Source organism: Oceanobacillus sp. FSL K6-0251 (assembly GCF_038004725.1).
Taxonomy (GTDB): domain Bacteria; phylum Bacillota; class Bacilli; order Bacillales; family Amphibacillaceae; genus Oceanobacillus; species Oceanobacillus oncorhynchi.
The window spans coordinates 3,643,265-3,663,276 of the sequence record NZ_JBBORS010000001.1 but is presented as its reverse complement, the minus strand read 5'-3'; the positions used below and the strand labels follow the sequence as shown (position 1 = coordinate 3,663,276).

The window sequence follows — 20,012 nt, the reverse complement described above, 5'->3', positions numbered from 1 at the left end:
GGTCCATCTTTAGAGTGCAATTTTGCTCTTTAGATGGACTTTGTTTTATCACAGAATCACAGACTGTAAAAACATTTGCAGATAGATACAATGTTTTTAAGGCAAATCACAATGCTGTTGGAGAAAAAATAGTTTATTTCATCATACATTTGCAATCCAATCAGAATACTATGGTATAATAAAACGTAAATATCTTACGAATAGGGTGCAAATGTAATTTTTAAATCAGCTTAAAGCGTTGTTTTCGTATGAATAAGCTATCTAATTGACGATTTGTCCGCATTTCGATAGAGTAAAAGAATAAGAAGTGGAGGTTGAAACATGAAGCCGATAGAAATTGAAAAAGTTCAGCAGGCGCTGGACAGTTACTTAAATAAAGAAGTGTATGTTCATTTGGAAACAACAAATGGAGCTTATGCGAATCATTTAGACGCCAATGCCTATACCGTTGGTGCATATATACGTAATGCAAAAGTAACCTATAAACAGGCAAAGATTATAGGAGAAGGGAACTCCTATCGTGTTGGTTTGAAAATGGAGCTTGGCTGGATTTATGCAGAAGGACTGACCGACTGGACGATTTATCAGGAAGACCAATTGCTGCTGGCCGGTCATGACAGAGAAGGCCGGTTAATGGTGGCATTAGAAATTAGTGAGACGCCTTTTCATCAATAAAAAACGAAGGATATAGCTTGATTCTAGAAAGATAGGTGAACGTAATGGAGAAACATGTAGTAGTTATTTATCCGCATCCAGACGATGAAGCATTCGGCGCTTCTGGTTCCATCGCACAGTTTCGAAGAGATGGAGTGCCAGTAACATATTTATGTGGAACGTTAGGACAAATGGGGAGGAATATGGGGAATCCGACATTTGCAAATCGGGAATCCTTGCCTGAAATTCGTAAAAAAGAGTTGAAGCAGGCATGTGAAACGTTAGATATGGAACTGAAAATGCTCGGATACCGTGATAAAACGATTGAATTTGAAGATAAACAAGAGGTGGCCGATCATTTAAGAAGCTATTTAGAAGAAATTAAACCTTCTCTTGTGATTACACACTATCCCGGCTATGCTGTGCACCCGGATCATAATTCCTTGGGAGCAGCTGCGATTCAGGCTGTAGAAGATATGACTCCTGAGAAAAGACCAAAAGTATGGGCACAAGCCTTTTCCAATGGTCATGAAGAGGATTTAGGAAGCCCTGATATCGTGAATGATGTCCATGATACGTTTGATAAAAAGCTGCAAACGGTTCTGTCTCATGATTCTCAGGTAGCAGGCATGTTTGGCTGGTTTAAACAGATGGATGAAATCGATGAAGAAGTGAAAAATGAACTGATTGAGCATCAGGCGATGGAACGTTTTTATACTTGGGATTTTGAAAAGAACAGCTCCAACTAATTGTTTTGTTTAAAAAGAATAGGGAGAGGGAAAATAGAAATGAAACTTTTTCATTTCTATTTTCGTATATACCAGTAGAAGCACACATATCCATGAATAAATAGATGGCAAAACAATTACCTGAGGAGGTACTTTCATGAAAAAATTATATCGTTCCGAAACCAATAAAATATTAGCTGGTGTCCTTGGCGGAATAGGAGAGTATTTAAATGTGGATCCGACCCTGCTCCGGATTATTTTCTTGATTCTGCTTATCCCGAGCTTTTCTACATTGGCAATTGTTTATCTGATTGCTGCATTTATTATGCCTAGAGGAGACGTGTATTAATGTTACTTCGGGGGGTTATTTCATTAGTATTAAATGCTGTCGCGCTGATAGCAGTTGCACAGATTTTTGATTCATTTCAGCTGGATGGATTTGGCACAGCGCTGTTAGCAAGTGTTATTTTAGCCATCCTGAATATGTTTGTGAAGCCGATTTTGGTTATTTTAACATTGCCCATTACGGTGATTACATTTGGATTGTTTTTAATTGTGGTCAATGCGATTATATTGATGATTACGCAGGCGCTTATCGGACCTTCCTTTGTCATTGACGGGTTTGGAACGGCGTTTATCGCATCGATTGTGATTTCATTGATTTCGATGATTTTAAACAGTGTTGTCCGGGATATACGACGATAGAAGGGAAGGTCAGGTTATTGCCTGGCTTTTTCTTTGTGTACTAAAACGGATATTGTCAAGATACCGCTGCTCTGAGGGCGAGGGGGATAAAAAAGGAAGGAGAAGAAAAAATGCTAAAATCGATAAACCTAATCAAATCATTGCTTTCTGGCACAGATGATGACATCACAAATATAGTGAATGAGCCGCAAAATATGGAATATGAAGGGACTACTTTTACGATTCATGAAACGATGTATAGGAGCCGCTTAGCTAAACGAACACCAAAGAAAAAAGGCTACTTTGTTGTTTTCTGGGAAAAAGATGTAAATCAGCGTAATCAGGCTTATGCGTATAGTGAAAGTCCTGATAAAATAATGATTTCAATTATAGATAAAGACCTGAAAGGTCAGTTTATTTTTCCAAAGTCCTTGCTTTTAGAAAAAAGAATATTAAGAACGATTGATAACAAAGGGAAAATGGCAATAAGAGTATATCCTTCTTGGGAAAAGTCGTTAAATAACGCTGCAAAAAAAACACAAGCATGGCAAGCGCCATACTTTATCAATGTTTCAAATGAAATAGATTGGGGAAGGCTTACAGAATTATATTTTTCTTGAAAAGTACATATAAAAATATCGAATGAAAAAGTCCGAAGTGATTCAGTGTAGATAGTGAGCTCTTTCGGACTTTTTCAGTCCATTATTTCCCTTCACTTTCTTTATACTTCTGTTCCATCGCTTTAGCGATTTCCTCCATATAAGCTTCTTCCTCTTTCGACCAAAAAGTCGGAGCTACAAAATCATCAGCTTCAGCAGATTCCAATTGCTCCTCCCATTTATCGATATTTTCTGTAATAACATCTTCAGGGACAATCCTCATAAATAAATCATTGATATTTAAAAATACCTGCTGCGCTTCTGGGGCATGCGGAGGAACATTTTCCCGCATCAGTCTTTTCACCTCGGCCAGAATGGAAAGCCATTCTCTATCTAATTTTTCACGTTTTTTCTTTGGGATATCTGTGAAAAGTGATGCAAAATCATCTGGAAAATGCTCCTTCATCCATGCCTTTTGCTCTTCTTCAAATTCCATCCCGTGAAGCAGCGAGGTGAGGACCGTCCAATCTAATGGGAAATCATCATCTAAAAGTGCTTGCACATGATCAATAGCTGCAATGGCGCGGTTTAATTCTTCGCGCTTATGCACCAAAACCTTTCTTTGAACAGGGACGGAGTCTACAAAATTTTCTAAGGTAATTTCTTCTTTATCGAGCAATTCTTTGATTTCCTGAAGCGAATAGCCAATAAACTTTAACGATTGAATACGCTGTAAGGCAGCGAGTTCTTCCAAGCCATATAATCGATGACCGCTCTCATTTCTTTTGCTTGGGTAAAGAATTCCAAGCTCTTCATAAAAACGCAGCGTCCGTGTTGAAAATCCGGTTTTTGCTCCAAATTCTCCAATGGTATACATTTGAATCAGCTCCTTTACAGATAAGTATAACGGTTTCCGTAACGTGAAGTGCAAGAGGAAAAAATATAAGTGTTCGTCTGAATCGGAAGCAGGGAAATTTTTAATAGCAGCATGAAAAGACTGGATAAAAATAATGTGAAAAAGTTAGAGAAATTAATGAAGAGATGACTTTTTTGATCATACTATCACTATTATTTATTGGGGGCTGTAACAGTGAAGCTGGGGCGAAAGGCGCCGCAGCACGTAGAATAAGTTTTCAAACGAAGAAGCTGTCAACGAATGCATCCGGTACATTTGTTAACAGCTTCGTTCTATGGGAAGCGCATTTTCAAAATAACACTTACTTTCCTCTGTTAAAGCTTATCCTATTCAACAAAAATAATTTAATCACACCAAAACTTCTCCCCTACGTTTTTTAAATGGATTATGCTAAAATGTATATCAGTTAGCTTTGTTGAAGAGAGGAGCTTCAAAATGGTATCAACCGTCTGTACAAAAGATTTATTGGACAGGTTTCATTTGCAATTGGTAGCAGGAGAAGAAGGGGTTCACCGTGAGATTATCACAAGTGATATTTCACGTCCGGGATTAGAAATGACTGGCTTTTTTGATTATTATCCCAGAGAACGCCTGCAATTGATCGGAAAGACAGAATTAGCTTATTTTCTGGGTTTGAATGCAGCGGAGAGAAAGCAGCGTGCTGAAAATCTATGTACGGATGTAACCCCGGGGATCATCATTTCCCGCGGGATGGATGTACCGGAAGAATTTTTTGAAGCATCGAAGCACTCTGGCGTTCCTATCATACAATCACCACGGACAACCACGCGTGTATTGAGCCGTTTAACCAATTACTTAGAATCAAAATTTGCGCCTTTTACTGCGGTACATGGTGTGTTAATCGATATTTATGGTGTCGGCGTCTTGATAATCGGCCAAAGCGGTGTCGGTAAAAGTGAGACAGCGCTTGAATTAGTAAAGCGGGGGCATCGTCTTGTAGCAGATGATAATGTGGAAATCCGGCAGGAGGATTATGAGAGTCTGATTGGCAATGCGCCGGCTCTGATTGAGCATTTACTGGAGATTCGGGGACTTGGGATTATCAATGTTATGACATTATTTGGAGCCAGCTCCATCCGCAGCCAAAAGCGGATCTCGATGGTGATTCAATTGGAAATCTGGGATGAAAAGAAGCAGTACGACCGTTTAGGCTTAGATGAAGATACCATGAAGATCATGGATGTTCATTTGCCAAAAGCAACGATACCGGTCAGACCAGGAAGAAACCTTGCTGTTATTATCGAAGTAGCTGCCATGAATTTCCGTCTGAAGCGGATGGGCGTGAATACAGCAGAGGAATTTTCGGATCGGTTAACTAAAATGATTGAACAAGGTGATTTGGAATCACAATAGGAGGATGATATAGATGACTGGGACAGACGCTCCTATTGATCGCGTGTTTTTAGAACTGGGGCCATTAACCATTTATTGGTATGGTATTATTATCGCCGTTGGGGCCGTATTAGCCGTTTATTTAGCAACGAGGGAAGCAGAAAGAGTCGGCCTTGGCAAAGAAACCATTATGGATTTCATTATTTTTGCTGTGCCGATTGCGATTATTTCAGCGAGAATCTATTATGTCATTTTTGAATTTGAACAATATGCAAATGGTCCGCTTTGGAAGATGATTGCCGTCTGGGAGGGCGGTATCGCTATCCATGGAGCTATTATCGGCGGGGTTCTCACAGCTATCGTGTTCACAAAAGTAAAGAAAATTTCTTTCTGGCGTCTTGCTGATGTGATTGCACCAAGTTTAATCTTAGGTCAGGCAATTGGACGCTGGGGGAATTTCGTTAATCAGGAAGCGCATGGCGGGCCAATTTCCGAGGCGGCTTATGAGAGCTTCCATCAGTATTTGCCGGACTTTATTATGAATCAGATGGTGATTGACGGTGTGATGTATCACCCGACATTTTTATATGAATCCGTCTGGAATTTCCTGATATTTTTCGGACTGCTGTTTTTCCGCAGGATCAATCCAAAACGCGGCATGGTATTTTTAATGTATGCCGTTACCTATTCGATTGGAAGGTTCTATATCGAAGGACTCCGGACAGACAGTTTATATGTTATTGGTGAACTGCGAACGGCGCAGGTTGTTTCCATACTAACGATTGTAGCAGGAGTTATCATGATGCTGTATCTGATAAAAACATCCAACGACCGTTACCTTGACGTGCCTGCGAAAAAGAAACAGGCAAAGCCGTCGAATAAAAATAAAGGTAAAAAGAAGAAGAAAAAGAAGTAATGGAATTGTCTAAGTTGAAATGAGGTAAGAAAATGAAAGGGATGCTTTACAGGGGATTGAAAGAGGGGTTAAAGACCACACTAAAGCTTGGAAAGGTTATTTTCCCCATTACATTAATTATAACGATTTTACAGTTTACACCAGTTTTCCCCTGGTTTATGAATATCATCTCCCCGCTTATGGGGTTATTCGGTTTGTCAGGTGAAGCCGCTGTTCCGCTTGTTTTAGGGAATGGCTTGAATTTATATGCAGGTATTGCAGCGATTATTTCCTTTGATTTTACAGTGAAGGAAGTCTTTATTATGGCAGTCATGCTGTCGTTCTCTCATAATCTTTTTATTGAATCTGCTGTAGCAACCAGTGTCGGAGTAAGATGGTGGGTCATCGTCGGTATTCGGGTCGGACTGGCTGTCATTTCCGGGCTACTGATTAATTTATTCTGGAATGGCGGTTCAGAGCTTGCTCAATATGGATTCATTTCCAGTAATGAAGTAGTGCTGGATAATTGGTGGGAGATTGCACTCCATGGCGCGCAGGCTGCGCTGACAGCAATTGTTCAACTAGCTTGTATCGTTATTCCGTTAATGATTATTATGCAGGTTATGCGGGAGCTGGGCTGGATGACAGCTTTATCCAATAAATTCGCTCCGTTTATGAAGCTGCTGGGGATAGATAAACGGGCTTCCATGACGATGGTTGCCGGGTTGACGATTGGACTTGCTTATGGAGCAGGTCTTATGATGCAGGCAGTAAAGGAAGATAATGTGCCAAAGAAGGATATGTATTTAGCCTTGATTTTTCTGGTATCCTGCCATGCGGTCGTCGAAGATACACTAGTCTTTATTCCGCTTGGTATTCCAGTTTGGCCATTATTGATTATCCGGTTATCGGTAGCGATTATTTTAACGATGACGCTTGCTTATTTCTGGAAAAAAGAAGAAAGGAAAATGCATCATGAGCATTCGTACCATTCTGTTTGATCTGGACGGAACGTTGATTGATACAAATGAGCTGATACGTGCTTCATTTGAACATACATTTCAACAATTTGATATGCAGTTTACACCGGAAGAAATAAAACATCTTAACGGACCGCCGCTAAATGAAACCTTTTATGAAATAAATCCGGGGCTGTCTGAGCAAATGGTCGCTGCGTACCGGGAGTATAATATGAGAGAGCATGACCGTTATGTAGAAGCTTTTCCGGATGTATATGAAACAATCAAACAGCTGTATGAAAAGGATATTACATTAGGAATCGTCAGCACAAAAATTAAAAAAACGGTGATGATGGGGCTGGATTTAACCAAGCTGACGGGTTTCTTTTCGGTCATCATTACCTATGATGATGTAGTAAATAAAAAGCCTGATCCGGAACCGGTGGAAAAAGCGATGAGTTTGCTGGATGCCGATCCGGAGACAACGTTAATGGTCGGAGATAATTTTCATGACATTGTTTCCGGACAGCGGGCAGGCACACAAACGGCGGCAGTAAGCTGGTCCGAGAAAACGGAAGCCTTTTTAAAAAGCTATCATCCAACCTATTATTTGGATACAATGAGGGATTTATTAACAGTGGCAGGTGAATAGGCATGCGGAGAACGGAAAGGTATAAGGTTCATCATAAAGCAAATTCTCTATGGCAGATGTACAGTACCGTATCTTTTTTTAAAATAGTGAAGAATTTTATTGTCATTCAGGTTGCGCGATATACCCCTTTTTTAAGAATGAAAAATTGGCTGTATCGGCATCTGTTGCGCATGAAAGTAGGCGAACGTACATCCTTTGCTTTAATGGCGATGCCTGATTCCATGTTCCCTGAAAAAATCAAGGTTGGAGATAACAGCATTATCGGTTATAACACCACCATTTTAGCACATGAATATTTAATTACAGAATATCGTCTGGGCGAGGTGCATATTGGCAATGAGGTTATGATCGGAGCCAATTCGACGATATTGCCGGGGGTGCATATCGGTGATGGAGCGATTGTCTCGGCTGCGACACTTGTTCATAAAGATGTCCCGGCTGGAGCTTTTGCAGGGGGGAATCCAATGCGGATTATTTATACCAAGGAAGAAATGGAATCGCGTCAATCACCGGATGGGCATGAAGGGAGGAATTCTTGATGCATGGGGTATTGCCTGCTGTACGGCGGATGAAGGACTTTGAGAAAGTATTGGAAAGTAATCACGAACATATTATTATTTTAGAATCCAGATTAGTTCAGCTCAAGAGTATGATTGATTACGCTCATCGCGCAAATAAAAAGGTATTAGTCCATTTTGATTTGATCCAAGGATTGAAAGCAGACGAGTACGGCATGGAATTTCTGCAGCGTGAAATAAAGCCGGATGGAATTTTAACAACTCGCGGCAATGTGATTGCCGCTGCTAAGAAGCATAAATTGCTGGCAATCCAGCGTGTTTTTATCTTGGACAGTGCGGCGTTAGAACAGAGCATTAAGCTTATTCAGCGATTTCATCCGGATTATGTTGAAATCTTGCCTGGACTGATGCCTGAAGTGATTGAAGAGATAACGGGAGAAATTGATATTCCTGTCATTGCCGGCGGTTTGATTAAAGAGGAAGAGCAGGTGAAAGCAGCATTAGATACTGGAGCGGTTGCTGTTTCTACTTCAAGCCGGAAGCTTTGGGATTAAAGGTAGCGGCGGCGATTTAGATGGGCGGGTTGGAAGAAGTTACAACACCCTTTTTGTGTACGAGGCATGCGTATACTCTGTAGGGTTAAAGTCCCGATCTGCGAAGGGAGTAGTAGTGGTTAACCTTAGGAACACGAACTTCATAGAAGGCTAGAGGTGCTTGGGTAAGACTGCAAAACAAGCCTTACTGCGAAAGGGTGCATAGAGTAAATGAAGTGGGGACATGAAGAAGAAGAGTGTGTAATTACCCTGGGAGGCCTGATAGAAATGCGGTACACAGTCGTAACTGAACATGCGAATGTTCACTGAACTATCAGAAGTCAGCCGGGGGCCGTAGTACAAGATGCTTCTATAATATCTGGGAAGGCTTAATCATTTAAGGAGAATTGCCACTCTGCGTACGCAATACTCGGTGAAACAGAAACATAAAACCCTTCCTAATGGAGGAATATATAGTTAATTTGTATCGGAGTGTAAATAAAAAATGCCAATTGTTTCTATTTATAGAACCTGTTTTAAAATTAGTTTACGAAATTTATGCTCCTTTCTCTTCTTCTGCTTTGTTCCCTTCATATTCTTTTACTGCGGTTTCCATATGCAATAATTCCAACACATAAACAAATCGAGAAAATACAGATGATAATAAAAGAATTGTTTCAACCATTTTTGCATATGCTATTAAAATAAATGTGTTAGGTGGTTTATTGTATACTGTAAATGGATACAGTTAATATAAGCAAGATATATTGGCTAAAAACTTAGGAACAAAAGGAAAACCCAATGGATACTATTTTCTTTGCTATTTTTTCGATCAGTTATTTCATATTACTCCTATTAGTCATAAGGTTATTAAAGAAACCTTATGTTGAAAGCTCCATATACTTATTACCTGTTATCGCAGGTCTATTCTATGATAATACCTTCCTTACTATAGGCCGTATTATTGGTGAAGGAGATTTCTTAGAAAACCTAAATATTGCAAGGTATTGGATACATGCTTTCTTTACGCCATTGCTTGTATTATTCGCTTGGAAAACACTTGAGCAAGCAAACATGCAATGGGCAAGAAAGACTTCTATCCGAATTTTGGCTATAGGTTTAACTGCATTACTCGTGTTTTTGGAATTATTTACTGAAGTATTTAATCTTAACATCGAAGCAAAATGGGAATTTGGAGTGCTGAGTTATAGGAGCTTAGATCCTTCAAGCGGTCCCCCATTCATGATATTGGTTGTCTCATTCGTATTAGTTGTAGTTTCTATCCTCATATGGATTAAACAGAAATGGGCTTGTTTTTTTATTGGCTCTTTATTAATGATAATTGGAAGTGCTATTCAGTGGCCTATAAAGAGCGGTGCTATTACCAATCTTTTTGAGTTGATATTAATCATTTCATTACTTGGAACAGCTTACTTTCAGAGGAAAACTTAACTCAATATATAGACGGCTTTATTAAAGTCAATTTTATAAACATGAGTTTAAATAATGGAAGCATTTTTAAAGAAGGAGGTAGCAACAGTTCTTCACAAATAAACGGTGTGCTACCTCCTCATTTTTCATTTAGCTAAATTAAGAATCATAACTGCTCTAGCCAATTAATGATTTTTTCAATGACCAAATCCTGCTGTTTCTTCGGAGATATAGATGCATCTAAATCATTTTTTTGCTCACCATACATACCAAATTGCGCATGATTTCCACCTTTAATTTCAAAGTACTCAGTTGATTTCGGATTATAGATACGATTTTTTTCGATTTTATTCAAGGTACTTAATCCATCAAATTCTGCATAGATAGAAAGAGAAGGAATAGTTAGCTCTGATAAATTATTGCTATCGTTTGTATACGATCCCAGAAAGAATAATCCATCAACGTTGTCAGGATTTTTTTTTGTATAAGCCGCTGCCATTGATCCACCTAATGAATGTCCGCCAATATACCAAGTTGTAATTGATTCATCAAGTTGCATGACTTCATCCGCTCTATCTATCCCGAATATGGCAAAATTTAATGGCATTGATGGTATGAACACATTATAGCCTTCGTTTGCTAGTTGTTCCGCGAGATAGCTATATGCCAGTGTTTCTACTTTAGCACCAGGATATAATATAATTCCAACTTTGGATGGTTCTTCTGGTGTAAAAACATAAGTAGAGCCTTCCTCATTATTAGTTACCTCGGAAAGATTAACAAGCTCTTTAAGTTCATTAGTAGGCTTATATGTGATTTGTGACCAGATAAAAAAACATATAGCTGCTAGAGAGACTAGTCCTCCAACGATTAACATAGTTCTTTTGAAAATTTTCAAAGAAAAATCTCCTTCATTTTAACTCATCCATTATAAAAGTATATAACGTTTAAAATCCAAAATGCTTATTATTCCTTGTAAATCTTATCATATTATTGTTACGTATATTATTCCATATGTATCTTTTGTTAATTATTTGACTACTTCTAAGTTCTGATTTAATAATCTTGATAAGTAGGCTTACGTGCTTATCTTGAAAGGGGTAACGTTGTTTCAAGTTTTCACCATGCCAATAACATCAAGCCCTTGGTCTTTATCTCTATCCGAGAGGCTGGTACGTGAATCAATAATCCATCAGCACATAAGAGGCATCCACGCTTGTTTTCATGGCACGCTCAATCTTACCAGGTATTTGTTCGGCTGTAGTTTGAAGTGCTTCTACTCTGCGTTTATAGCCTGAACTACGCTTGTCAATCTTTGATGAAATGTCGTTAATTTGGCTTTTCTTCGAGCTTAATAAAGAAAAGTCTACTGGAATGAAAGTGGCGCCATCGGGCCACCCAAGAGTAAGCATGCGAAATCCTTTATAAAAGCGCATTTTTTGGGATGAATGGTTAAAATAGCGAGCCAATAATTCAACCAATTTACTGTGGTTACGGTTATGCGAACAATCGTCTACAATCAATGTTTTCGGCCAATTATGATCGGTTAGGTTTGTTAACTTTTTGATGGTATGATTGCTCAGGTACAATAAAAATCTTCTCCCGGCAAAGGTGGACTTGTTTAAAAGTCGATAAACCGTATTCTTTATTTCATTTGTCAATGGCCGTAATGGAACAGATATAAGCTTTACAGCTAATTAATTTGAACGTTGTTTCTAGCTGCGAAAGTTGAGTAATAAAGAAAAAATAATAATCGAAATGCAGTTCTTTATCTGACCTTTGTCTGAATCTGCAACAGTTTTCTATATAAATATGCCCTGTTAAACTATAATTCATTAAAAAAATTAAAAAAAAGCTTGCATTTTTGAATACGTTTCCAATATAATATGTTTAAAGATAGTGATGTTTTTTAAAACATAATGATGTTAACTAGGGGGTAGATTTAAATTTGAGTAATTAAAAATGGATAACAAATAAAACAGTCGAGGGGCAGGACGTTTAAAAATACGAAATAACGTGTTATCTAAAAGGAGGAGCAAGGATGGGGAGTATTGCATTTACATTAATAACATGTGCTTTCTTTATGGGACTGGTGGCTTGGTATTCTTATCATAAAACAAAGAATACAGTAAGTGATTCAACAGGTTATTTTTTAGCTGGCAGAGGATTGACCGGCGGGTTTATAGCCGGATCATTAATTTTAACAAACCTATCTGCCGAACAATTAATTGGTTTAAATGGACAAGGATATAGTGCAAACTTATCAAATATGGCCTGGGAAGTTACAGCTGGATTCTCTGTTATTATGCTGGCTCTTGTGTTACTTCCAAGATATTTGGGCGGAGCCTTCACAACACTTCCTGGGTTTATCAATAACCGATTTGACCAGGGTACGAGATTGTTGATTGTGTTATTGTTTATGCTGGGATATGGATTGATTACAATCCCTTCTGTACTTTATTCGGGATCTATTGCGGTATTACAATTATTCGATATACCTAATATGCTTGGGATTAGTTTTGAGCAATCGATGTGGGTAGTAGTTTGGGTTATCGGTATTATTGGTTCTATCTATGCTATTTTTGGCGGTTTAAAAGCTGTAGCTATTTCGGATACAATCAATGGAATTGGATTATTGATTGTTGGTTTGCTTGTACCAGTTCTGGGTTTCATTGCTCTAGGTGATGGTAATTTATTCGAAGGAATGAAAACGATTACGACAGAACATCCGGAAAAAATGAATGCTATCGGATCAAGTGATGATGGAGTTCCCTTTGGAGCTATTTTTACAGGAATGCTATTTGCTAATTTATTTTATTGGGGCACAAATCAGTATGTTATTCAAAGAACACTGGGTGCAAAAAGTTTGGCAGAAGGTCAAAAAGGAGCGTTATTTACAGGTTTCCTAAAAATTTTAGTTCCATTCTTGATGATGATTCCAGGTATTATTGCTTTCCATTTATATGGACCGGGGTTAGAGACAATGGATCTGGCATATCCAACATTAATCAGTGATATCTTCCCTACATTTTTAAATGGATTTTTCTTAGCTGTATTATTAGGAGCTGTTTTTTCCAGCTTTAACTCCTTATTAAATAGTGCTTCTACGTTGTTTGTATATGATGTCTATAAGGTAGTTATTAACAAAGATGCCAGTGATAGAAAAATGATACGTGTCAGTCAGTGGTTTGGAACGATTTTGGCATTAATAACGTTTTTTATTTCTCCGTTGTTAATCAATGCTCCTGACGGGTTATGGACTCTGATTCGTCAGTTTACTGGATTTTTCAATATTCCAATTATTGCAATTGTGTTAGTGGGGATTTTTTCTAAACGTGTTCCTTCCATAGCGCCGAAAGTTACGATTATACTCCATGTAATAGCATATTATTTCTTGATTTGGGGGTTGCCAACATTCTTTAATGTGGAATTAGCTATCAACTTCATTCACATTCAAGGGTTAATGTTTGTAATTGAAGTTGCGCTTATGCTTGTGATTGGAATGGTAAAGCCTTTAGAAGAGCCATTTGTATTTAAAGTTAACGCGCAGGTTAGCATGGTTCCTTGGAAATATGCATTGCCAGTAACGATTCTGTTATTAAGTGCAATGGTATTCAGTTATATTTTATTCTCGCCAATTGGCGTGGCTTCGCCGGAAAATATTATCTCAGGCTGGTTCTGGCCGGCAACGATTGCTCTTATCGTTGTAACGATCATTCTTTATCTTATTGCACTTAAATCGTGGAATAAAAAATATGCAGACAAACTGTTAAGCAGTCATGAAGAGCAACTAAAGAAAGAAGCTTAGCATTATATATGAGGGAGGTAGAGGATGAATAATCTACTAAAGAAATTGCAAGAAAATAATTCAAATAAGACGATTCACTCTATTACAGCGGATAAATTTAAAAAATATGGCAGGATCCTAACGGGATTTGATTGGAGCGAATGGAATGAAACCATGAAGCAGATAGAGATTCCTCAGGATGTAAATCAATATATTGCTTCTGATACAGCTTTAGAAAAAGCAAAGCTGACAGAAAAAATCCAAACAACCCTGTTTGGAGGAATGGAGATACAGGTTGGATATTGTAATGGTCCCAATAGTCATTTGAATGGGTTAGAATATCATAAAGGCAGTGAAATCAACATTGCTGTTACCGATTTAATTCTTATTTTAGGACACACCGGAGATATTCACAAAAATAAGTATAAAACGGAAAATCTGGATATTTTCTATTTGCCTAAAGGAACAATGATAGAAATTTATCAGACTACATTGCATTTTGCACCTTGTAAAGTGAATGAGGAAGGTTTTAAGTGTATGGTTATCTTACCTAAAGGAACCAATGAACCTATTGATTTCAGCAAATCAGTGATAACCGAAGAGGACAAACTGCTATTTATGAAAAATAAATGGCTGCTTGCACATCCAGATAGAACACCGCTTATTTCTAAAGGTGCCTATCCTGGAATTATTGGAGAAAATTTTAAATTAGAAACGATATAAGATTTACTAAATTTAAAGGAGAGATGGAGAAATGACAGTAGAAAGACAGGAATTAGATATTTTAGCGGGTTTCGATAAATCAAAATTTGATTATTTACCAGGGGAAGATCGTTATCTGACCGCAGAGAATCAGCCTAAATTAAAATTCAATTTAATAGGTACAGGGAATATTGGGCAGGAACATATGAAAGTAACCATACTGGAAGGCCGGGCAACCATTAATGGATTATATGATCCAAATGAAAAAAGTATTGAGCAGGCGAAAGACGTATTTGTTAATGAATTGCAGGCTGGAGATATAAACGTATTTGAATCGTTAGAAGAAGCATGTAATGATCCGGAAGCGGATGCATTGTTAATCTGTACGCCAAACTATACGCATATAGATGTTGTGCGGGTAGCGGCGAAATCGAAAAAACATATTTTTTTAGAAAAACCAATGACCACAAATCTGGAAGATGCATACGAAATCATGGAGATTGCTAAAGATTACCCAAGTATTTTTCAAATAGGTTTGCAATACCGTTATAAACCAATCTATGTAGAAGCAATTCATGAAGCACTGGAAAGAAAATCAGTTGGTGACATTAAAACGATTTCCATTATGGAGCATCGTGTACCTTTCCTTGATAAAGTAGGGCAATGGAATAAATTCTCCGAAAAATCAGGGGGAACATTTGTAGAGAAATGCTGTCATTACTTCGATTTATTTAATTTATTTGCGCAATCGAAGCCTGTAGAAGTATATGCAACAGGAAGCCAGGCAGTAAACTTTCAAACCTTCCAATATGAGGGGGAAAGTTCAGATATTATTGATAGCGGCTTTGTCATTGTAAAATATGAAAATGGTATTCAATGTAATTTTAATTTATCTATGTTTTCACCTATGTTTTATGAAGAATTAGTGCTTTGTGGAAATGAAGGACGTCTGAAAGCTACTGAAACAGAACGGTTTGTACCATTAGAAGGACCAGATAACTATTTGGAGGTTATTCGTGCAGGAGGAAGTCCTTCAAAAACTTCTACGCCGGTTTATCCGACAGAGATTCAAAAAAGTGGACATGGCGGAGCAACTTATTATGAACATGTTTACTTTGTAGATAATATTTTAGGAAAAACAACTTCGACTGCCACTGTAGAGGAAGGTTTCTGGTCTATCGTTGTAGGATTGGCGGCAGAAGAATCATTAAGAACCGGTGAAAAAGTAATTATAAATGATTTTTTAGCTGCAAATCCGAAAGACACGGTGGTGAATAACTAAGAAGAATCTGATAGAAAGAATCCTTCTATAAAGAAGGTGTTCAAAAAGCTGAGTTACTTTGAAATTCAATTTCTAATTCAGTGTTTATAAAATGTTTTTGGAAAGAGGGGAAGTTACATGGTTAATAAAATAGTATATATTCCAATTGGAAGAAAAACGTTTGATTTAAAAGCTGCTGAAGAGCAGAGGGAACAAAGCTCAAAACTCTTACATGAATTGGCTGATACGTTAATAGAACCAAATGAGATTATTACGTCTACTGAAGATGTAATGGATTTTCTGAATACAGAGGATTTAAATGATATATCCTACGTTGTCTATCAACATGCAACTTTTGCTGATGCTGCTGCTGTGGAAGAACTGATTCAAGTAGTGAAAGCTCCGATTATAGTCTGGAGTGTCAGAGAGCCTAGTGTTGGCGGAAGATTACGGTTAAATTCTCTAACTGGAGGAAATGCAACCAGCCATCACCTAAAAGCTGCGAAACATCCGTATGTCTTTGTATTTGGCAATGCAGGAGAATCAAGAGTCAAAGAAATATTATCGAACTATCTAAATGGGGTTCAAGAAGAAAAGGAAAGAAACGTAAAAACAATTAATACCCTGATTGAGGTAAATACGAAACAAAAATCAGAAGTAGAAAAAGTTATTAAAGACCTTCAAAATATTAAAATTGGCGTTTTTGGAGATCATCCACCAGGATTCTTTTTCTCTGGTACAAATGAAGAAAAACTTGGAGAACAGCTGGGAGTTTCGGTGAAATTTTTTGATTTAAATGAAGCGTTTGAGAAATGTGTGGAGCTCCCGAAGGAAAAATGGATTGGAGCCATTGAGAGAGCTGAGAAGCAGGTGATTGGATTAAACAGATCTGATGAAACAGTAGAACGATTTGCACAATTCACCACCTATGTCAAAGAGCAAATTGATCAAGAGGAACTTACAGGAACAGCAGTACGTTGTTACCCGGAATTTTTCAATAAATTAGGTTCTGCAGCCTGCTCAACACTATCACAATTTACTGAAGACGGTATCGTTTCAGCTTGTGAATCGGATATTCATGGGGCTATCTCGATGTCAATTCTGCAGCAGCTGTCAGGAGGAAGTGCTCCTTATTTAGGAGATATGGTACATGTTAATGAAGAAAGCAATTCTGTGGTATTTTGGCATTGCGGGGCAGGTGCATATTCTTTAGCAAATCCAAAAACTGGAGCACGTCCCGGGGTCCATCCAAATAGAAAACTGGGATTTACCATGGAATTTGGTTTAAAACCGGGAAAAGTAACTATTTTCAGAGTAAGCTATACACCGGAAGGATACCGCATGCTTATCATGTCAGGAGAAGCATTGGATACACCGCAGCGTTTTAATGGAACCTCTGTAGAAGTAGAATTGGGAACAAACGTAACAGATACGCTTTATGATTTAATGGATGAAGGATTTGAACCACATTACGCCCTTGTATATGCAGATATAACGGATGAATTAATCGAGTTGGGCAAACAGCTGAATATTGAAACTGTGGTATATAACAGTCGTTCGGAAGAAGTTCTTTCATGAAAAAGGTTGTTATAGGACAGGCAGGCGGTCCAACTTCTGTTATCAATGCAACATTAGCGGGTTTTGTAGAGGAAGTGATGGATGAATACAACCTTACCTTTTTACAAAACGGCTACGAAGGCCTGGTTTACGGAAATTTTTTGGATGGAACAGATGAAATAAACAGCTGGATTGTAGAAAACAAACATGTGCCGGGAGCCTGCCTTGGGTCTGGACGATTTCCTTTGGAAGCTGAGCATATCGAACAATGTGTTCAGCAATTAAGAAACATACAGGCAGATGCGCTTGTCGTAATCGGTGGTAACGGCACAATGGAAGCTTTAAGTAAAATTGAACAGGAAGCGGCAAATACAGGGTATGAATTACAAGTTATCGGGTTACCGAAAACAGTGGATAATGATTTGGGAGGAACGGATCATGCGCCGGGTTTTGGCAGTGCGGTAAGGTATGTTGCTCAATCAACCTTAGATATCAGCAGAGATCTTTATTCCATGAGAAATTTTGAACAGGTCCGAATCTTAGAAACGATGGGTAGAAATGCCGGCTGGCTGGCGCTGGCTACTGGATTTCTTCGCAGATATGAAGAGGACGGTCCGCATATCATCTTAATTCCGGAAAGACCTGTAAAAAAAGAAATATTCTTAAAAGAAGTTGATAAAATAATTCAGAAGAATGGTTGTGCTGTAATCGTAGTGAGTGAGGGGGTGAAATGGGAAGGAGCAGATCAAATTGAGAAGGAAGTTGTTGATGGCAGAAAGATACTTGGCGGGATTTCCTCAGAAATCGAGTTTTTAATAAAAAAGGAATTAAAGATAATGGCAAGAGCAGAGCTGCTGGGGATGAACCAGCGCAGTTCTTCCATGTCTGTTTCACCAGTGGACTATAAGGAAGCATCTCAAGCTGGAATCTGTGGGGGCAAATGGTTAAGAGAAGGCAAAAATAAAATCATGGTTTCCCTACAAAGAACGAAACAATTCGACTATAATATAAATAAAATACCAGTCGATTTGAAGGAAGTAGTTCAAGAGGGAGAAAGGTTGCTGCCGGATTATTTTATTGATAATCATCAGGCATATTATGAGTGGTTGACTCCATTAATTGGAGAAGACCTTCCTTCTTATCCTTCACCGATTCCTAGGAGAGATAGTTATGTCAGGGAGCCGTTTTGAGCCTAAAAAAGGCGAGGCATTGTATTTACAAGTGAAGAAAGAATTATATAAACGTATTCAGGAAGGTATCTGGAAGGCGGATACGCTTATTCCTACAGAGCAAGAATTAATTTCAGAATTTGATGTCAGCCGAACGACCATAAGACAAGCAATAAACTTGCTTGTTCAGGATAATTTACTTGAAAAGAAACAGGGACGAGGGACTGTTGTCCGGCCGCAAAATCTGGTAGGACACTTGGGCAAGCTAAAAGGGTTTACAGAAGAAGCAAGAGAAAGAGGACAAATCCCTAGAGCAAAGGTTTTACGAAGCGAATTTAAATCAACGTTTTTTTTCGAAAAGGATATATTAGAGGTTTCTGAAAAAGATCCTATCCTGCTGGTGGAAAGAATCAGGCTGGCAGATGATATTCCAATAGCGATTGAAAGATCCTGCTGGCCAAAGGACATTGGAGAATTATTGCAGACACATAATCTGAATGAAGCGCATTACTATGAAATTTTAGAGCAGCATAATATTTATTTGAAGCGTGCAAAAGAAACCATCAGAGCAATTAACGCAACAATGGATGAAGCGGATTATTTAGGGATTCGTCCGGGGGAAGCTCTGTTAGAAATGACAAAAGTCAGCTATGGAATGGACGATCGTCCAATTGAATATACCAAAACAAGATATCGAAGCGATAAATATCAATATAGTATTGAATTAAAAAGATAGGGAGTGGACACAGCATGTCATTTATAAACGGAAAGGTAATGCTTCAGCATGCTTATGAGAATGGATATGGCGTTGGAGCTTTCAGTGCGCATAATGCAGAAACCATTTTAGGGATTTTAGAGGCGGCAGAAGAAGAACAGGCGCCAATTATGATCCAAGTGGGGCAAAAGGTTATTCAGACATTAGGAATGGAATCAATGAAAGCATTGATAGATATCTATGCAAAACAATTTACAATTCCGGTCGCTATCCACTTGGATCACAGCAGGAGTTTTGAGCAAACAATGCAGGCTGTTCAGCTTGGCTTTCAATCTGTCATGTTTGATGGTTCTGCAAGATCTTTTGAAGAAAACAGCAGCATTACACGTGATGTCGTTCAGGTAGCAAAAGCGCTTCATATCGGTTCTGAAGGAGAAATTGGCAAAATAGGCGGAACAGAAGATGATATTTCTGTCGATGAAAAAGATGCCCTTATTACAACGACAGAAGAAGCAGTTGCCTTTGTAGAAGCAACAGACGTAGATTATTTAGCTGTTTCTATTGGTACTGCTCATGGGCTGTATAAACAAACACCTCAATTACGATTTGAGAGATTAGATGCTATTTCAAAGGCTGTTCAACGTCCCGTAGTGCTCCATGGAGGCTCAGATGTTCCTGATGAACAGGTTCAAAAAGCAATCCAATTAGGTGTTGCCAAAATTAATGTAGATACAGAATTGCGTCAGGCGTTTACAAATGGTGTAAAAGAAACTTTTAAACAGAATCCGGATGAAATTGTTTTAGCCAATTCATTAGGAAACGGAAAAGATTATTTAAAGAAAAAAGTTCAGGAAAAAATAAAGGTATTTGGAAGCAAAGGAAAAGCAAAGGATTTATAA

General features: G+C 38.3%; 22 protein-coding genes and 1 pseudogene. 19 read left to right on the top strand and 4 right to left on the bottom strand.

Annotated features, from left to right (window positions below; genetic code table 11):
* Positions 1-321: 321 nt before the first annotated feature.
* The 5 genes from MKY45_RS18300 to MKY45_RS18280 all read left to right on the top strand — a co-directional run bounded on the left by MKY45_RS18300 (position 322) and on the right by MKY45_RS18280 (position 2,686).
* Complete coding sequence (locus MKY45_RS18300; protein WP_040978834.1) at positions 322-675, top strand: YojF family protein; 354 nt, start codon at positions 322-324, stop codon at positions 673-675.
* Positions 676-719: 44 nt separating this feature from the next.
* Positions 720-1,403, top strand: coding sequence for a bacillithiol biosynthesis deacetylase BshB2 (gene bshB2, locus MKY45_RS18295; RefSeq protein WP_042530210.1), 684 nt, complete (start codon positions 720-722; stop codon positions 1,401-1,403).
* Between the two features lie 136 nt (positions 1,404-1,539).
* Positions 1,540-1,731, top strand: a complete 192-nt coding sequence (locus tag MKY45_RS18290) for a PspC domain-containing protein (RefSeq protein ID WP_042530211.1) — start codon at positions 1,540-1,542, stop codon at positions 1,729-1,731.
* Complete coding sequence (locus tag MKY45_RS18285) at positions 1,731-2,087, top strand: phage holin family protein (protein WP_042530213.1); 357 nt, start codon at positions 1,731-1,733, stop codon at positions 2,085-2,087. Before MKY45_RS18290 ends, MKY45_RS18285 begins: the two co-directional genes overlap by 1 nt.
* Positions 2,088-2,197: 110 nt before the next feature.
* Positions 2,198-2,686 (top strand): MepB family protein, encoded by a 489-nt coding sequence (locus MKY45_RS18280; protein ID WP_042530215.1) that lies wholly within the window; start codon positions 2,198-2,200, stop codon positions 2,684-2,686.
* A gap of 82 nt (positions 2,687-2,768) precedes the next feature.
* On the opposite strand, the gene MKY45_RS18275 is transcribed toward MKY45_RS18280, so the two are convergent.
* Entirely contained in the window at positions 2,769-3,542 is a 774-nt protein-coding gene (locus tag MKY45_RS18275) for a MerR family transcriptional regulator (protein ID WP_042530217.1), read from the bottom strand.
* A gap of 474 nt (positions 3,543-4,016) precedes the next feature.
* Between MKY45_RS18275 and hprK the strand changes: the two genes are divergently transcribed.
* From hprK to MKY45_RS18245, 6 genes are read left to right on the top strand one after another with little or no spacing between them, the layout of a single operon-like run.
* On the top strand, positions 4,017-4,955 hold the full coding sequence (hprK, locus tag MKY45_RS18270) for an HPr(Ser) kinase/phosphatase (RefSeq protein ID WP_042530222.1): 939 nt from the start codon (positions 4,017-4,019) through the stop codon (positions 4,953-4,955).
* 13 nt (positions 4,956-4,968) lie between these two features.
* The gene (gene lgt, locus MKY45_RS18265) at positions 4,969-5,850 is read left to right on the top strand and encodes a prolipoprotein diacylglyceryl transferase (protein ID WP_042530223.1); all 882 of its coding nucleotides are present in this window, start codon (positions 4,969-4,971) and stop codon (positions 5,848-5,850) included.
* 32 nt (positions 5,851-5,882) lie between these two features.
* Positions 5,883-6,830: a nucleoside recognition domain-containing protein gene (locus MKY45_RS18260; protein ID WP_042530225.1), complete on the top strand. Its 948-nt coding sequence runs from the start codon at positions 5,883-5,885 to the stop codon at positions 6,828-6,830.
* Positions 6,805-7,440 carry a pyrophosphatase PpaX gene (gene ppaX, locus MKY45_RS18255; RefSeq protein WP_042530227.1) on the top strand — a complete coding sequence of 212 codons (636 nt, stop codon included), beginning with the start codon at positions 6,805-6,807 and terminating at the stop codon, positions 7,438-7,440. The genes MKY45_RS18260 and ppaX overlap by 26 nt, the downstream gene beginning before the upstream one ends.
* 2 nt (positions 7,441-7,442) lie before the next feature.
* Positions 7,443-7,979 (top strand): acyltransferase, encoded by a 537-nt coding sequence (locus tag MKY45_RS18250; RefSeq protein WP_042530229.1) that lies wholly within the window; start codon positions 7,443-7,445, stop codon positions 7,977-7,979.
* On the top strand, positions 7,979-8,512 hold the full coding sequence (locus MKY45_RS18245; RefSeq protein ID WP_042530231.1) for a glycerol-3-phosphate responsive antiterminator: 534 nt from the start codon (positions 7,979-7,981) through the stop codon (positions 8,510-8,512). The genes MKY45_RS18250 and MKY45_RS18245 overlap by 1 nt, the downstream gene beginning before the upstream one ends.
* Positions 8,513-9,047: 535 nt before the next feature.
* Here MKY45_RS18245 and MKY45_RS18240 read toward each other — a convergent pair.
* On the bottom strand, positions 9,048-9,176 hold the full coding sequence (locus tag MKY45_RS18240) for a hypothetical protein (protein WP_256704976.1): 129 nt from the start codon (positions 9,174-9,176) through the stop codon (positions 9,048-9,050).
* 116 nt (positions 9,177-9,292) lie between these two features.
* Between MKY45_RS18240 and MKY45_RS18235 the strand changes: the two genes are divergently transcribed.
* The gene (locus MKY45_RS18235; RefSeq protein ID WP_341173221.1) at positions 9,293-9,943 is read left to right on the top strand and encodes a hypothetical protein; all 651 of its coding nucleotides are present in this window, start codon (positions 9,293-9,295) and stop codon (positions 9,941-9,943) included.
* Positions 9,944-10,088: 145 nt separating this feature from the next.
* Here MKY45_RS18235 and MKY45_RS18230 read toward each other — a convergent pair whose 3' ends face one another.
* Both MKY45_RS18230 and MKY45_RS18225 read right to left on the bottom strand, forming a co-directional pair.
* The gene (locus tag MKY45_RS18230; protein WP_052484914.1) at positions 10,089-10,820 is read right to left on the bottom strand and encodes an alpha/beta hydrolase; all 732 of its coding nucleotides are present in this window, start codon (positions 10,818-10,820) and stop codon (positions 10,089-10,091) included.
* A 175-nt stretch (positions 10,821-10,995) separates the two neighbouring features.
* Positions 10,996-11,568 (bottom strand): annotated as a pseudogene (locus MKY45_RS18225) (transposase); the annotation flags it as partial.
* 395 nt (positions 11,569-11,963) lie between these two features.
* On the opposite strand from MKY45_RS18225, the gene MKY45_RS18220 reads away from it, so the two are divergent.
* The 7 genes from MKY45_RS18220 to MKY45_RS18190 all read left to right on the top strand — a co-directional run bounded on the left by MKY45_RS18220 (position 11,964) and on the right by MKY45_RS18190 (position 20,012).
* Positions 11,964-13,730 carry a solute:sodium symporter family transporter gene (locus tag MKY45_RS18220; RefSeq protein WP_042530235.1) on the top strand — a complete coding sequence of 589 codons (1,767 nt, stop codon included), beginning with the start codon at positions 11,964-11,966 and terminating at the stop codon, positions 13,728-13,730.
* Positions 13,731-13,754: 24 nt separating this feature from the next.
* Positions 13,755-14,432, top strand: a complete 678-nt coding sequence (locus tag MKY45_RS18215; RefSeq protein ID WP_042530237.1) for a DUF4867 family protein — start codon at positions 13,755-13,757, stop codon at positions 14,430-14,432.
* A 31-nt stretch (positions 14,433-14,463) separates the two neighbouring features.
* The gene (locus tag MKY45_RS18210) at positions 14,464-15,693 is read left to right on the top strand and encodes a Gfo/Idh/MocA family protein (RefSeq protein ID WP_212928324.1); all 1,230 of its coding nucleotides are present in this window, start codon (positions 14,464-14,466) and stop codon (positions 15,691-15,693) included.
* A gap of 117 nt (positions 15,694-15,810) precedes the next feature.
* Entirely contained in the window at positions 15,811-17,250 is a 1,440-nt protein-coding gene (locus tag MKY45_RS18205) for an L-fucose/L-arabinose isomerase family protein (protein WP_341173220.1), read from the top strand.
* Positions 17,247-18,419, top strand: a complete 1,173-nt coding sequence (locus tag MKY45_RS18200; protein ID WP_042530244.1) for a diphosphate--fructose-6-phosphate 1-phosphotransferase — start codon at positions 17,247-17,249, stop codon at positions 18,417-18,419. The genes MKY45_RS18205 and MKY45_RS18200 overlap by 4 nt, the downstream gene beginning before the upstream one ends.
* On the top strand, positions 18,400-19,134 hold the full coding sequence (locus MKY45_RS18195) for a GntR family transcriptional regulator (RefSeq protein ID WP_042530246.1): 735 nt from the start codon (positions 18,400-18,402) through the stop codon (positions 19,132-19,134). The genes MKY45_RS18200 and MKY45_RS18195 overlap by 20 nt, the downstream gene beginning before the upstream one ends.
* Before the next feature lie 14 nt (positions 19,135-19,148).
* Positions 19,149-20,012: a class II fructose-bisphosphate aldolase gene (locus tag MKY45_RS18190; protein ID WP_042530248.1), complete on the top strand. Its 864-nt coding sequence runs from the start codon at positions 19,149-19,151 to the stop codon at positions 20,010-20,012.

Excerpts from the sequence above, each read along its gene's own strand:
- MKY45_RS18240 (WP_256704976.1), bottom strand. The coding sequence starts at position 9,176 with ATGGTTGAAACAATTCTTTTATTATCATCTGTATTTTCTCGATTTGTT.
- MKY45_RS18280 (WP_042530215.1), top strand. The coding sequence starts at position 2,198 with ATGCTAAAATCGATAAACCTAATCAAATCATTGCTTTCTGGCACAGAT.
- MKY45_RS18235 (WP_341173221.1), top strand. The coding sequence starts at position 9,293 with ATGGATACTATTTTCTTTGCTATTTTTTCGATCAGTTATTTCATATTA.
- MKY45_RS18195 (WP_042530246.1), top strand. The coding sequence starts at position 18,400 with ATGTCAGGGAGCCGTTTTGAGCCTAAAAAAGGCGAGGCATTGTATTTA.
- MKY45_RS18260 (WP_042530225.1), top strand. The coding sequence starts at position 5,883 with ATGAAAGGGATGCTTTACAGGGGATTGAAAGAGGGGTTAAAGACCACA.
- lgt (WP_042530223.1), top strand. The coding sequence starts at position 4,969 with ATGACTGGGACAGACGCTCCTATTGATCGCGTGTTTTTAGAACTGGGG.
- MKY45_RS18205 (WP_341173220.1), top strand. The coding sequence starts at position 15,811 with ATGGTTAATAAAATAGTATATATTCCAATTGGAAGAAAAACGTTTGAT.
- ppaX (WP_042530227.1), top strand. The coding sequence starts at position 6,805 with ATGAGCATTCGTACCATTCTGTTTGATCTGGACGGAACGTTGATTGAT.
- MKY45_RS18245 (WP_042530231.1), top strand. The coding sequence starts at position 7,979 with ATGCATGGGGTATTGCCTGCTGTACGGCGGATGAAGGACTTTGAGAAA.
- MKY45_RS18190 (WP_042530248.1), top strand. The coding sequence starts at position 19,149 with ATGTCATTTATAAACGGAAAGGTAATGCTTCAGCATGCTTATGAGAAT.
- MKY45_RS18220 (WP_042530235.1), top strand. The coding sequence starts at position 11,964 with ATGGGGAGTATTGCATTTACATTAATAACATGTGCTTTCTTTATGGGA.
- bshB2 (WP_042530210.1), top strand. The coding sequence starts at position 720 with ATGGAGAAACATGTAGTAGTTATTTATCCGCATCCAGACGATGAAGCA.
- MKY45_RS18215 (WP_042530237.1), top strand. The coding sequence starts at position 13,755 with ATGAATAATCTACTAAAGAAATTGCAAGAAAATAATTCAAATAAGACG.
- MKY45_RS18250 (WP_042530229.1), top strand. The coding sequence starts at position 7,443 with ATGCGGAGAACGGAAAGGTATAAGGTTCATCATAAAGCAAATTCTCTA.
- MKY45_RS18290 (WP_042530211.1), top strand. The coding sequence starts at position 1,540 with ATGAAAAAATTATATCGTTCCGAAACCAATAAAATATTAGCTGGTGTC.
- MKY45_RS18200 (WP_042530244.1), top strand. The coding sequence starts at position 17,247 with ATGAAAAAGGTTGTTATAGGACAGGCAGGCGGTCCAACTTCTGTTATC.
- MKY45_RS18275 (WP_042530217.1), bottom strand. The coding sequence starts at position 3,542 with ATGTATACCATTGGAGAATTTGGAGCAAAAACCGGATTTTCAACACGG.
- MKY45_RS18300 (WP_040978834.1), top strand. The coding sequence starts at position 322 with ATGAAGCCGATAGAAATTGAAAAAGTTCAGCAGGCGCTGGACAGTTAC.
- MKY45_RS18210 (WP_212928324.1), top strand. The coding sequence starts at position 14,464 with ATGACAGTAGAAAGACAGGAATTAGATATTTTAGCGGGTTTCGATAAA.
- MKY45_RS18285 (WP_042530213.1), top strand. The coding sequence starts at position 1,731 with ATGTTACTTCGGGGGGTTATTTCATTAGTATTAAATGCTGTCGCGCTG.
- hprK (WP_042530222.1), top strand. The coding sequence starts at position 4,017 with ATGGTATCAACCGTCTGTACAAAAGATTTATTGGACAGGTTTCATTTG.